The sequence below is a fragment of the Paenibacillus sp. FSL R7-277 genome (genome assembly GCF_000517965.1).
Classification (GTDB): Bacteria; Bacillota; Bacilli; order Paenibacillales; family Paenibacillaceae; genus Paenibacillus_AQ; species Paenibacillus_AQ silagei.
In genome coordinates, this window is sequence record NZ_ASPX01000034.1 from 139150 (window position 1) to 152409 (window position 13260).

General features: G+C 53.7%; 11 protein-coding genes. 1 reads left to right on the forward strand and 10 read right to left on the reverse strand.

Annotation, left to right across the window (positions count from 1 at the left end; all coding sequences use genetic code 11):
- Window positions 1-61: 61 nt before the first annotated feature.
- From C173_RS12860 to C173_RS12875, 3 genes are all read right to left on the reverse strand, one after another.
- Window positions 62-1357: an ABC transporter substrate-binding protein gene (locus C173_RS12860; protein WP_036725351.1), complete on the reverse strand. Its 1296-nt coding sequence runs from the start codon at window positions 1355-1357 to the stop codon at window positions 62-64.
- Between the two features lie 129 nt (window positions 1358-1486).
- Entirely contained in the window at window positions 1487-2488 is a 1002-nt protein-coding gene (locus C173_RS12865) for a phosphotransferase enzyme family protein (protein ID WP_051478015.1), read from the reverse strand.
- Between the two features lie 449 nt (window positions 2489-2937).
- Complete coding sequence (locus C173_RS12875) at window positions 2938-3213, reverse strand: CD3324 family protein (protein ID WP_036725355.1); 276 nt, start codon at window positions 3211-3213, stop codon at window positions 2938-2940.
- Window positions 3214-3578: 365 nt separating this feature from the next.
- Between C173_RS12875 and C173_RS12880 the strand changes: the two genes are divergently transcribed.
- Window positions 3579-4172, forward strand: a complete 594-nt coding sequence (locus C173_RS12880; RefSeq protein WP_036725358.1) for an ankyrin repeat domain-containing protein — start codon at window positions 3579-3581, stop codon at window positions 4170-4172.
- A 134-nt stretch (window positions 4173-4306) separates the two neighbouring features.
- Here C173_RS12880 and C173_RS12885 read toward each other — a convergent pair whose 3' ends face one another.
- The 7 genes from C173_RS12885 to C173_RS12915 form a co-directional block, all read right to left on the reverse strand.
- The gene (locus tag C173_RS12885; protein WP_036725360.1) at window positions 4307-6337 is read right to left on the reverse strand and encodes a methyl-accepting chemotaxis protein; all 2031 of its coding nucleotides are present in this window, start codon (window positions 6335-6337) and stop codon (window positions 4307-4309) included.
- Between the two features lie 477 nt (window positions 6338-6814).
- Entirely contained in the window at window positions 6815-7840 is a 1026-nt protein-coding gene (locus tag C173_RS12890; RefSeq protein ID WP_051478016.1) for a bile acid:sodium symporter family protein, read from the reverse strand.
- 79 nt (window positions 7841-7919) lie between these two features.
- A complete protein-coding gene (locus C173_RS12895) occupies window positions 7920-8873 on the reverse strand; it encodes a radical SAM protein (protein ID WP_036725362.1) in 954 nt (317 codons plus the stop codon).
- 171 nt (window positions 8874-9044) lie between these two features.
- A complete protein-coding gene (locus tag C173_RS12900) occupies window positions 9045-10295 on the reverse strand; it encodes a stalk domain-containing protein (protein ID WP_036725364.1) in 1251 nt (416 codons plus the stop codon).
- Window positions 10296-10436: 141 nt separating this feature from the next.
- Window positions 10437-11396 (reverse strand): nucleoside hydrolase, encoded by a 960-nt coding sequence (locus C173_RS12905; protein ID WP_036725366.1) that lies wholly within the window; start codon window positions 11394-11396, stop codon window positions 10437-10439.
- Between the two features lie 148 nt (window positions 11397-11544).
- Entirely contained in the window at window positions 11545-12726 is a 1182-nt protein-coding gene (locus C173_RS12910; protein ID WP_036725367.1) for a MalY/PatB family protein, read from the reverse strand.
- 88 nt (window positions 12727-12814) lie between these two features.
- Window positions 12815-13177 (reverse strand): LytR/AlgR family response regulator transcription factor, encoded by a 363-nt coding sequence (locus C173_RS12915; RefSeq protein WP_051478017.1) that lies wholly within the window; start codon window positions 13175-13177, stop codon window positions 12815-12817.
- Between the last annotated feature and the right edge of the window lie 83 nt (window positions 13178-13260).

Here is a 13260-nt window from a genome sequence, read left to right on the forward strand (position 1 = left end):
AGGAAAAGCGGGAAGCTCCCGCTCCCCGCCATGCCAACCGAATGATCCGCTCCACGGACCCCTATTTCATCGCCTGACGGGATTTGGCTACAGCATCATCCATCGCCTGCTGCGGTGATTTTTTGCCAAGAAGGGCACTGCTCAGCTCTCCCCATACCGGCTCGATAATGGTCCCCCAATTCAGCACATTCGGTGCGAACTGTACGGAGGAGAAGCTCTGGGATACCGTACTCTGGAACTCCATCGCCTTGAATTCGGCGCTGTCCATCACGGTCTTGGAAGCTACCGCCTGCCCGGATTCCGCCCAGTCCAGTGAGTTGCCGGAGACATATTTCAGGAAATCGCCGATACCGGCCAGCTTCATGCTGTCTGTCACGGCCTTGGGAACGACGAAGCCATGCGAGCCTGCATAAATAGCCTGCTTCACCTTGCCGATCTGCGGCATGACAGCGACGCCATAATTCAGCCCGGCTTCATCGAACTGGGATTTCATCCACGGCCCGTTGAACTGGATGGCGTTCTTGCCCTGCAGGAACAGGGTATTCTCACCATCCTGCTGAACATTGGCCGGGGAGACCCCCTTGTCTACCATATCGCGCAGCCACTGTACCATTTCAACCGCTTCAGGTGAATTGTAGGCTACATCCGTTCCGTTCCAGAGTTCCCCGCCATTCTGCCAGACGAGGGACGGGAAGATGAACTGCTGCGGCCAGAGGGTCGGCACCACGTATCCATAGACCCCCTTGGATTTGTCCGTCAGCTTCAGTACAGCGGCGTCGAATTCGGCACGGTTCGCTGGAGGCGCAGTGATGCCCGCCTTCTCGAACAGATCCTTGTTGTAATACATAACGACCGGATGAATGTCCAGCGGGATCGTATACAGCTTGTTGTCGATCGTGGCATATTTCACCGGAGCTTCGGCAAAATCAGCCGGGTTGATCCCGGCCGCGGCCGCCAGCTCATCCACAGGCTGCAGTTGCTCCTTGCTCTGGTACGTCGGCACCTGATCGACATGCATAATCATCAGGTCCGGCTGTTCCTTGCCGGTACTGAGCGCTACATCAAGCTGTTTGTAATATTCGCCATTCGGCTGGATCACGAAATTCACTTTGTATTGATCCTGGGAGCTGTTGTATTTATCAACAATTTTCTTCATGAACGGGCCATCCGAGCCGGAGAAGGGTGACCAGAACAGAAGCTCTGTCTTTTTACCGCTGCCGCTGTCCGCCCCCTGTGTGGCCTCTCCGCCGTTCGCGCCTTTATTCTTCGCATTGTTACCGCCGCAAGCGGTTACAACCAGTGCCAGCATCATAACCATCAGTAATAGTGATGCTCCCTTTTGCATAGATCGCTTCATCTGTATACTCCCCTTTGACCGGTGATTCAAAGCTGACTGCTCTTTGATGTCTTTATGTTACCGCCGCAGGGGAGGGTAATAAATGTCCTCAGACTAGGTTCAGTGGACATATTTACAGATTGCACAGCTTCATTCTACTTGCACAGGTTCGATTCTCTTGAACAAAAAGCGGGAGTCCGCCAAATATTCCTTTAGATAGGCCAGCGCATACGGCTGTTCTTCGCGCAAGCTGGGCAGTTCATCGGGATTAGAGATGTGGTGGCTATAGTTTCCGATCATGATCTTGACAAAGAAGCATTCCAGCTTCCGTTCATAATCCGGCTCCAGCGCACGGACACTGCTGTAGCCTCGAATTAGGCTCCTGCGTTGCTCCGTGGACAGCTCCAGCAGAGCGGCGGCCAGATCATACAGGTAGAAGCCGTAGCCGCAGAGGCCGAAATCAATCGCCCGGGGCTGGCCGTCAGCGAACACCACATTCCCAAAGTGCAGGTCACCATGGATCAGGCCATAGCTGCCGGGGTCTGGCGTCATGGCCTCGAGTTCACCCGGGATTCTGGCGGCGGCAGCCTGATAGAGCTTCCACCCCGCTTCTAGGACCAGAGCCGAAAGATGCTTCTCCAGCTTATCCCATTCCTTGCGGAAGCTCTCCGCTCCCCAAGCCGGTCGGGTGAACTCAGCGGATGGTACAAACTGTTCGCCCGCTTCATGCATCCTGGCCAGCATCACGCCTACAGCGTGGAGCTGCTCATCTGTCAGATTGCCCGATGCATGTTCACCTTCGACCCAGCGCATCAGGGTAATATAGTTGAGCTCCTGCGCTCCACCGTAAGGTTCATTGCCAGCTTCATTGCCAGCCTCAAGGATATATCTGCCGCTTGAATTGGGCAGCCCCACGGGGACAACCAGCTTCGCTTTCTGACTGAGATGGCTGAGCCATTCCAGCTCCGACAGAATTTCAGACCGGTTGCACCGTTCGCCATGTATCCGCAGCAGCAGCTTGCCCGCAGTTTCCGTCTCTACCTTGAACGTGATACTGTCGGACTGCTTAATATATTCAACTTTTGTCCAATCCAACTCATATGCCTTAAGCGCCCGCAGTACTATATCCCTTGCTGCTGTTTCTAATTTCATCTTCCTGCCCCCTCATATGGATGTCTGCATTCATTATAGGGTTGGCGGAGGCAGCGGACATAGATAATAGACAGGTATAACCTGACTTTTGCACAAAACAAAGAGGCTGCTCCAAGAGTCATAACGCGACTTCTTGGGACAGCCCTACTGTTCAGGGTGAATCATCTTGAGGAGATCAGCTTGTGTGGACGATTGTGGACGCTGCGATTGTATTTTCTGCAATAGATTATGATTGAATGGGTCCAATAACTCATTCTGCTGTATTTCATACACTAGATTTCTGCATATATACTCCAAAAGGCCGCCTGCGCAAAATTCTACTGTACAGAGTGCAGCAGATGCTATTTTTCGGGAGGTTTTGAAGGAATCTAGTGTATATAGTGCAATCGAAGCCAGCTCGTGGCTGAATCTCACAAGCAGAAATAGCTGCGTCACGCGGCCTTAGACCTCTACTTTCTCTGCTTGCTTCCATACACAATCTTCTTGATGCTGTCGGCTGACAGGCAGAATTGCTCCGCCAGCTCAGTTACGCTCAATCCGCTGGCATAATGCTCACGAATGGACTGGTTCCGGGCGCTTAAGTAGGATCTGCCGCCTGAATTCTCACCCCACCGCTTGTGCTGTCCCTCAGGCTTCGGGATATACAGCATCCCGCCCTGCATGTATTTCTGAATCTCCTGCAGCAGCTGCTGCGGCAATACCACATCTGCATTTACATATTTCATTACTTGCTCCGCTCCTTTTAAGTTGTTTCAACTTATCAAGGCAGCAGAGTCTATCGGACAGGTGTTCACAGAGGAACTGGTGAATCGTTACAGCGGAGTATTGCTATCCGCTCTGCACATTAACCGCTGTGTGTGGGTCCGTAGACTCTGCGCAGAGCTGAGCATTAATCTGCTCATGAAGTTTCCTCCTCCCAGTATATTACTTACATATAGCATACCGGACGCCACGGCTTTTGCGCAAATGCTGTTTACTCGTGACTTTGACATTTCATCATAGATTTGTCCATAATACCAATAAATAAGGTAGAACCAATTGCCATTCTTAGTATCCTAGATGAGGCGGCAGGGGAGATGAGGTCATAATCATGAATAAACAATTAATCGCAGCGGCGGAGCGCGGGGATACCGCTGAGGTGTTGCGGCTGCTGGAGGCCGGAGCGGATATTCAGGCGCAGGACGAAAGCGGCCGAACGGCGGTGGTCGCCGCGGCCTATGGCAACCATGCCGGGACGGTCGAGGCGCTTATTGCCCAAGGTGCCGATATCAACATTCGCGACAGTATGCTTAATAATGTGCTGCTATATGCCGGAGCATCCGGATATCTGAACATTGTGAAAATGGCGGTTGAGGCGGGAGCGGATACGACGCTGACCAACCGCTATGGCGGGACTGCGCTGATCCCCGCCGCAGATCGAGGGCATGTCGAGGTCGTCAAGTATCTGCTGGAGCATTCGGATGTCGACATCGACCATATCAACAATCTGGGGTGGACCGCTCTGCTGGAGGCCGTCATCCTCGGCGACGGCGGGGAGCGGCATCAGACAATCGTCAAGCTGCTGCTGACGCACGGAGCCGATCCAGCCATCGCCGACCGCGAGGGTGTCACACCGCTGGCGCATGCCCAGTCGCAGGGCTATACAGAAATGGCCGCTATGCTGGAGACGGCAAGCCGCTTTTAAACAGCTGGAATAAAAAAGGGACCCCGCCAGCGTCCGGCGGGGCCAAAAGTTATATTAAAGGGGGGTATGTAAGTACTATACCCCCCTAAGCTTAAAATAAGATGAAGGGCAGGTAAAGATCTGCTGAAACCGGCCTAGATTTTGAATTTCTCTACCAGCTGCTGCATCTCTTTGGCGCTCTGCGTATTCTCATCGGCCATGGCGGCTTCATGAAGGGTCTTCTCCACAATCTCCGCCGTCTTCTCGGCGATATCCTGCACTCCGACCGCTCCCTCGTTCACGGTAGCCGCTACTTCATTGACAGCGACGGCGATACTGGAGACGGTCTCGTTCAGGTGATCGGCTGCCGTCTCGAACTGATTCATCAGCTCATTAATCGTAGCAGCATCATCGTTGTACTGCTGGCTGACCTCGGTCAGGCGCTCATAATCGCCCAGCACATTGCGGTCAATGAAGGTCAGCACCGCCTCGGAATGCCGGGTCATCTGCTCCACAGAGGCATATACATTTTTGACAACCTCCTGAATGCCTGAAGCCGTCTCGGAGGACTTCTCCGCCAGCTTGCGGATTTCACCGGCCACCACAGCAAAGCCCCGGCCCGCTTCACCCGCCCGTGCAGCTTCAATCGCTGCATTCAGGGCCAGAAGATTGGTCTGGCTGGTAATAGAGAGAATCGTATCAGCCAATACGTTGATCTCGCTGATCGCTCCCGATTGCTCGATCGCCTGCTGCATCTCGCTGCGGACCGAGCTGTAGATCTGCTTCGCATTCTCGGTGGATGTCACTGCATCATGCTGAAGCTCCAGGGCCCGCTGCGTAATCTGGCCCGATACATCCGCGCCTTCTTTTACCTTAGCACTGATCATTCTGACATTGCTCAGGGTCTCGTGAATAGCCGCCGTCATCTCTTCGGTAGAAGCCGCCGTCTCCTCCATCCCTGCGGACAGCTCCTCTGTCGTGGCTGAATTGTCATGCGCATTCTCTCTGACCTCGTTCGACAGCTTCTCCAGCGTCTCGGCATTGTCCAGTACCTTGGTGGAGATCGCAATCAGACTGCCCGCCATCTCACGCAGCGCCGCACGGGTACGGAACATAGCCTTGGCGATGGTTCCTGTCTCATCTTTATTTTTAGTCAAATATTCATATTGGTTATCATATTTGAGATCCAGCTCTGCCGTGCGGTTCACCAGCTCCGTGAGCTTGATGATCGGCGAGGAGATCCGGGTAGCCACCGTAGTCCCGATCAGCAGAGTGAGCAGCAGGCTTCCCAGGCCGAGCAGCATAATGAAGTTCGTCATTTCGCTAACCGGCTGTAGCACCTCTTCCACATCTCCGGTCAGCACCAGGGTCCACTTCGTCTCGGGGAGCACGGTGTAGGCCGCTTTTTTCTTGGCCCCGTTGAAGGTATATTCCACAATGCCATCGGCAACGCTCTCCCCCGCCTTCACCCGCTCGACGACAGCTTTGATGGATACGTTCTCTACGACCGAACCAATCTTCTTCTCGTCGGGATGGTACAGAATATTCCCCGTTTCATCCACCAGGTAGGCATACGACGAAGGGGCACCCGTCACCTTGGCATCCGCCAGATATGTGATCAGACTGTTCGCATTCACGGCCGAGCCGACGAACCCGATCATCTTGCCCCCGCTCATCACCGGATGGGCAAAAACCAGCACAAATGCCCCTGTAGACTTGGATTTCAGGGTGTCACTGATGGCAGGCTGGCCGGACTTCAGCACATTCTTCGTATAATTTCTATCGCTGAAATTGGCGCCTACCAGCTTGGTATCGCTATCCGCCACCGCCGTTCCCTTCAGATCAACTACAAACATATGTTCCAGGTTGCCCGCATCCTTCACCTGGCCCTGAAGCTTGACATTGATCTGGTCACGTAGCGCTTCCTCCACTGAGCCACCATTTGCAGCCTGAAGCAGCAGCTCGGTGATCTCACTCTCCCCCGCAACCAGCTGTATGTTCCGCTTCTCCTTGTCGATCATTGCGCCGATGGTCTGTGCCTTATCCGTGCCTACCTGCGCCATGGAAGATTCGGTCAGGTTCATGATGGTGCCTGTGGATTTGGTGTACGTAAAAATCCCCATTAATGCTGTAGAAATCAGTGTAACGACAATCATCATAACCGATAGCTTCATACGAATCTTCATCTTCTTCTACTTCCTTCCGCCCTTTTCTTATCCACTTATAAAAAGCACCTTGTTTTAACTCGAAGCTAGGTCGTCACTGCGGTGAACATTTGGACTTCCGGCCGCTGTTGTCAACAGATTTCTTCAATTTATCCGCTGTTCGCGGTTGAAATCCGTTGACAAAGGCGGACGCTATCGCTCCTACAGTTCCAAATTTCCCCTCCGCTTCTTTTTGCTTTTCGTTTATTTCTTGAGTGCTGCTTATATAGCTTCTAATCAGCCAAAATGCTAACTTTATTACAATAATTATCGGATTTTCCTCGAACGTAATGAATAATGGAATGTTGTATTTTCAGAAAAAATATCGATTTTTGTCGAATGATAACATAATATATCTATTTTCTTACATAGTAAAAAAACCGCCCTCCTTAACAACCGCACTCAGCGGATAAGTAAGGAAAAGCGGGTTCGCATTCCGCCTATGAAGTTGGTATTCTACTACATGCCCAGGCTGTCCGGCGAAGCTGAGGCACCCGGCAGCACTGCTGCCGAACGGGCCTGCTGCAGGCGTCTGGCCCTGCTGCGGAGGAACATGCCGGAGCAGGCAGCCAGAATCTGCTGGAACAGCATCCCGGAGATTACAGGCAGGGCCACTGCCGGCGGAAAATACCGCACCGCCAGCACCGCTCCCGCACTGAGATTGCGCATACCGGAGTTGAACTGAACGGCTACAGCATTCGCATGATCATAGTGCAGGCGGCGCGAGACTACGGCTCCAATAACATAGCCGAGGGCAACAGTAACGAAGGTTACAGCAATGATCAGAGCAAGCTGGCCGTCCGGATGCTTCAGATACCGGGCAATGCTGGCCCCATTAATGGAGACCACGGTGAACAAGCCCACCTTGACAAACGGGGCCAGCGGAGGCCCGCAGACAGTGCTGATCTTGCCTTTAGTGAATTGATTCAGCAGCATCCCTGCTACGGAAGGCAGGACGACCATCCAGAGCAGGCCCCGCATCATCTCGCCGGCGTCCATCTGCACGCTTGCCCCCATCAGGAGATACAGCGTAGCTGGTACAATCAATGGCGACAGCAGCGTATCGATCAGGATCAGCGCCAGAGTCAGGGCGATATTCCCGCCATGCATCGATACCCAGACTACACTGACCACTCCGGTCGGAATGGCGAAGAGCAGCACATAACCGGTAACCGTATAAGGATCGCCTGGAAAAAACAGCATCGCTGCCAGCCAGCCGATCAACGGCATGACGATATGCAGAATAATGAGCAGGATGAGCAGCTTCTGCGGCCTGGCAAGCACGGTGAACAGATCCCGGAAGCTTGACTTCAGGCTGCCGATCAGCGTCATCCCGGCGAAGATCCAGGGCACCAGCCACGTTAACGGAAGCAGCGACGCCTCATTCAGTACGCCAACCACGATGGCTGCGGGTGTAAGCAGCGGCATGATCCGCTCCAGCACTGTATTGGAAGATACTAATCCGCGTCTTACTGCACCAAGCATGTATTTCAACCCCCTGTGTGAACTATGCCATTATACTCTGCTGCACTGACTGTCTCTGCTGCAAGGTCCGGTAAGGGAACTATACCCCTTGCGGGAACAAGGCGTCCAGCGCCGGGCAAGGCCGTTTCTCCAGATAGTCCGACAACGGTGCCGGCATATTGCTGTACAAGTCCTTAAGTGACGTTCCGTTATAAATATTGCCGATAATGACCGGATGGCACAGCTCGGAGATCAGAATGTCGCCGTTGCCGTGCAGATGAAGCTGCTTCATCCCTTCGATACAATGCGGGAAGTAAACGCCCGGCTGCTCCTCGAAGCCCATCGCCTCCATGAACCGGTCCATACAAGTGAAGTAGAGAGTGGTATCCTCCGGCTTCCGCGCAATCAGCTCATTGACGGCATTCTTCAACTGCTCGCGGGCGGCAATCGCTTTCCAGCCGGTATGTCCCATGATAATACTATTCTGAATTTCATGCGTTCTTACGCCCATCGAATAGACATGCTCGCTGATCTCCTGCATATGATCCTGCGTCTCATTGAACAGAAGTGTCTCCAGCACCACATTGACATTGGTTTTGGCGAACATAGTGATGTTCTCTCTGATTTTGTGATAGACACTCGGATGAATATTATAATACCGCGAGAAGCCTTCAGCCGTGGTGAAATTAAAAGAAATATGAATCGTCGTCAGACCTGCGTCCACCAGCTGCCCGATCCGCTCCTCATTCAGCAGACTGCCGTTCGAGTTGAGCTGGGTCTGAATGCCGCGCGAAGAGCAGTACGCCACAATCTCCACACAATCCTGGAATTTCAGCGTAACCTCGCCGCCCGAGAGCCGGACACGCTTCAGATTAGGCAGCTCCTCCAGAATGCGGATGACCTCCTTACCGTCAAGGGTCTGGCCGTCATTTCTATTGTAAGCGCAGCAGTAATCACAGCGGAAATTGCAGTTCGAGGTCACGCCGACTTCCAGCCCTTCCAGCTCGTAAGTCATCGGCTTATCCAGTTCCAACGCTTTATATTTCGTGCTCATCTTCTATAGTCCTCCTTGGTTGTTCAATCCATCTGTTCTAAGGTCAACTATAGAATTATACAGGTTTGCCCGCGAGGTTAATGTGACATTTGATATTTGATCTTTGCAAAAAGACTGCTGCACGGTTATAGGCTCACCATACAGCAGTCTTCATTAAGATAGATGTACCTGCTATAGCTCGACAGCTTCTCCCATCCGGTTCAGCACCGGCTGGCCGATGATCCCCAGACGCCAGATCGCAATCCCCTTAAGGCCGTACCGCTTAGCCAGGCCGATCTTGGCATTGACGGAGGCTTCGTTCTCACTGTAGACCGATATCCCGAGAATCAGCTTGTCCTTGCTGACCTGATCAAGCGCCAGCCGGATGCTCTCATCGACCTTATTCATCGGCTCCGGCCCGGTCTCCCCTTCATAGGCGTAAGCCATGATAACCAAATCGTCGGCAAGTGTCCCTAGCGTCTTGTAATCATACCCCTTGTAAGAGCTGTTCAGCGGATGCAGAATGACGGTCAGCTTGAGGCTGGCGGCGCGGGCGGCTGTAGAGAGATTTTTGACAAAAGCGTTATATTGGCTCTGCACCAGCGCCTTATCCCCCGTCAGTCCCAGCCCTTCCAGATCCAGTCCAATGCCCTTGAAGCCCTTCTGCGTGGCCAAATCGACAATACTGGCGATCGTCTGCTGCTGGAGCTGCGCGTCCTCCAGATTCTTGCTCAGCTCCAGTGACGAGTCACTGGAATAGACCATCAGGTAGGGAGCGGTCCCTCCCGCTGCCGCATTCTGCACAATCGATTCCGGCGTTACATCACCTGCAGCCTCCGGCCACCAGAAATCCTTACCGGTGGTTGTGAACTGACCGTCCTTGTCGATCCTTGCCCAGCCAAAGGCAACCGCATCGAAGCTTGGAATAAGCGAGACCTCACTGTAGGCCTTCTGTGCGTAGAAGCCCAAGGTATACATATCCCGCTTCGGGGAAGTTATGGATACGGTCTTGGACGCCTGCTCCCAGGAGGCTGCCGCTCCGAACTGCTGGCTGAAGAACTTAAGCGGCAGCATCGTGGTTCCGCGGATGTCCTGCGGTGCGACCTCCAGCTTCACCACTGTTCCGTTCACCACGGCATTTTTGCTGCCAAGGGTCAGGACCACGACGGTTGGAGCGGCGCTGGCTGCGTCCTTCCGGGTGGCCGTGATTTTGCGGGCCTTCTGATTCCATTCCACCTGAATCCCCAGGGCTTCAGAGATGGCGCGGAAGGGCACCATAGTCGTTCCGTTCATCATCACCGGCTCCACCGGGAACGGCAGCGGATAACCGTCCAGCATGATACTGACACCCGCAGGTGCCGCATGGACCGCACTTGCCGGAAGTGCCGAGAGGCTGCCGAGTGAGATCGCTGCGCATAATACTATTTTGGCCAAATGCTTCATATAAGTTAGTTCCCCATTCTCTTAGATAGATTGTGAATCTCTCAACCTTACATCCCCTACTATTCTAGCAAACTAGATAAATATAGCAAATGAAGGTATTGTAACCATTGCAGATTCACCCGTCCGGGGTTGACTTAACATCTACATAAATACGCTTAAAAAGACACCCACCGCCCGTTCAGCATCCACCTCTACAGCCACTTCGATGAACTCGCCTTCTTTGGGCTGTGCCCGCAAGTCTGCTACGACCATACCGGAGGTGAACGCCCCCTGATGCTCTACACGGACCTTCATCCGGCGGCAGGTTACAAGATCCGGCTGCAGAGCAGCCATGAGGGCCAGCGGATCATGCAGCGGAGCGCTGTTAATCAGATAGTTCGCCTCGCGGTAAAATTTAAAATAATACGCAAGCGACTCTTCCATAAACTCGAAGACCGCCTTATTCTCTTCCCGTCCATGCCGTTTCAGCAGTTCCACATGCTCTGAAGTGATCCGCGTCTGCAGAGTCACATCCAGCCCGATCATCATTACAGGCAGCCCTGAAGTGAATACTCGGTCAGCCGCTTCCGGGTCGCCCCACAGATTGGCCTCGGCCACCGGTGTGACGTTGCCCGGCTTATATACCGTACCGCCCATAACCACTACCTTCTTCAGCTTGGAGGTCAGCTGCGGGTCCAGATCCAGTGCCAGCGACAGGTTCGTCAGCCGTCCGAGCGTCACCAGTACCAGTTCTCCCGGATTCGTATCCGCCATCCGCGCAATGAACTCTGCTCCCGTCTCTTGAACCGGCACCTGCCGGGAGGGCGGCAGCTGAACGCCGCCAATGCCGTTCTCCCCGTGAACATGGGTGGAGAAGCCGGTCAGCTCGCGTACCAGCGCCCGGGAAGCTCCGAGCGCTACCGGGATTTCATAGCCCGGAGCCGCAAGCTCAAGCAGGCGCAGCGTGTTATCCGCCGCCTGCTGCACATCGATGTTGCCGAACACCGTCGTAATCCCCTCTACCACAACATCCGGTGCCCGGAGCGCGTACAATATGGCCAGTGCGTCGTCTATTCCTGTATCACAATCTATAATTATCCGGGTCGTATTGCTGCTGCTCATCTCTATCTCTCCCACTCTCTATATTTACTTTGCTCTCTCGGCTTAGTCGCACTGCTCATCTTAACATGGGGCTACCTGCGGCTCAATATGGTTTCCACACAACAAAGAATCCGCCAGCTTCATAAGCCAGCGGATTCTTTATTAAGCCTTAATTCTTCACATAAGTAGCCGCAGCCTTGACGAACCGCTCCAGCGCTTCAGTCAGCAGGGAGCGCGGGCAGGCGAGATTGATCCGCAGATGACCCTGGCCTTCCGCACCGAACACAGACCCTTCGTTGAATGCTACTTTAGCCTCGCGGTACATCAGTTGCTTGAGCCCGTCCGCATCGAGTCCGAGCGCCCGGCAGTCGATCCACAGCAGATAGGTGGCTTCCAGCTGCATCGGCTTCACCTGCGGAAGATGCTCGGCCAGGTAGGAGATGGCGTAGTCAGCATTGCCGTTAATATGCAGGATCAGCTCATCCAGCCATTCTCCGCCTTCGTTATACGCCGCTTCCACAGCCTCCGGCGAGAAGAACGCCGACATATGCAGGCTGAGCGTCTTAATCTTATAGTCGAACTTCCGTTTCAGCTCCGGGCTGGAGGTGACGATATACGAGGTCTGCAGCCCCGGCAGATTAAAGGTTTTGGTAGCCGCCAGTGTAGTCAGCGTAATGTCTGACAATTCTGGTGACAGGGAAGCGAACGGAATATGCTTGTGTCCGGGCATGATCATATCGCAATGAATCTCATCCGAGATCACGGTTACCCCGTACCGCAGGCATAGCTCGCCCAGAAGCAGCAATTCCTCCCGTTCCCACACTCTGCCTCCCGGATTATGCGGATTACACAGCAGCAACAGCTTCGCGCCGCCGGCCATCAGCTCTTCCAGCTGAACGTAATCCATGACATAACGGCCTGCTTCCAGCTTCAGCGGATTCACCGCCACCTTGCGGTCATTCATCCGGATCACATCATAGAAAGGATAGTAGACCGGCGACTGCAGAATCACCTGATCTCCCGGCGAGCTGAACAGCTCCACCGACAGGCTGAGTGAGGTTACAATCCCCGGAGAATCCGAGATCCACTCCTCCTGAATCTCCCAGTCATGGCGTCTGCGGTACCAGCCGGTAATCGCCTTTTTGTAAGAGTCGCCCGTCACGCTATAGCCGTATATTCCTGACTGTACGCGGCGCAGAATCGCTTCCTGTACCGCAGGAGGGCTTGCAAAGTCCATATCTGCTACCCACAGCGGAAGAATCTCCTTGTCTCCGAACAGCTTCTCGGACTGGTCCCATTTGTAGGAACGGGTATTGCGGCGGTCAATGATACGGTTAAAATCATACTTCAACTAAAATCACCCATCCTTTCTACTTGTCCGTACATTGTACCATGGGCAGACAACATCCGGCATCCCTGATTCCGTCCGCCAGCCTGCTTCAGCTCCCCTTGCGCAGCCGTTCCAGAGACTGGCCCAGCCGGACCTCCTCCAGCGGCTTCAGCACATAATCCACAATGTCCTGGTCGAAGGCCCACAGGGCATGCTGCTTCGTCTCTGTGACCACCACAATCTGAATATCCGGCAGCCTTTTCTTCACCAGCTCGGCTACAACGACTCCTTGATGGCCGGGCAGCTGAAGATCCAGAAACAGCACATCGGGCTGCAGCAGGACAATCTGGTCCACAACATTGTCGGGATAAGCAGACATGCCGATCACATTCACCTTGCCAGTATGCTGAAGCATCGATGACAGCTTGAATAGATCGTTCTGGTTCACATCCAGCAAATAGGCCGTAATCACATGGGTTCCTCCTCCTTCCATAGGGGTGAATTACGATCATCGAGCTGCTTATACATTCTTGTTTGTAAAAAAAGTGCTGTCCC

Bases quoted from the DNA above. Each gene is read 5' to 3' on its own strand.
- C173_RS12900 (WP_036725364.1), bottom strand. From the start codon at position 10,295: ATGAAGCATTTGGCCAAAATAGTATTATGCGCAGCGATCTCACTCGGC.
- C173_RS12880 (WP_036725358.1), top strand. From the start codon at position 3,579: ATGAATAAACAATTAATCGCAGCGGCGGAGCGCGGGGATACCGCTGAG.
- C173_RS12875 (WP_036725355.1), bottom strand. From the start codon at position 3,213: ATGAAATATGTAAATGCAGATGTGGTATTGCCGCAGCAGCTGCTGCAG.
- C173_RS12890 (WP_051478016.1), bottom strand. From the start codon at position 7,840: ATGCTTGGTGCAGTAAGACGCGGATTAGTATCTTCCAATACAGTGCTG.
- C173_RS12885 (WP_036725360.1), bottom strand. From the start codon at position 6,337: ATGAAGATTCGTATGAAGCTATCGGTTATGATGATTGTCGTTACACTG.
- C173_RS12895 (WP_036725362.1), bottom strand. From the start codon at position 8,873: ATGAGCACGAAATATAAAGCGTTGGAACTGGATAAGCCGATGACTTAC.
- C173_RS12865 (WP_051478015.1), bottom strand. From the start codon at position 2,488: ATGAAATTAGAAACAGCAGCAAGGGATATAGTACTGCGGGCGCTTAAG.
- C173_RS12905 (WP_036725366.1), bottom strand. From the start codon at position 11,396: ATGAGCAGCAGCAATACGACCCGGATAATTATAGATTGTGATACAGGA.
- C173_RS12860 (WP_036725351.1), bottom strand. From the start codon at position 1,357: ATGAAGCGATCTATGCAAAAGGGAGCATCACTATTACTGATGGTTATG.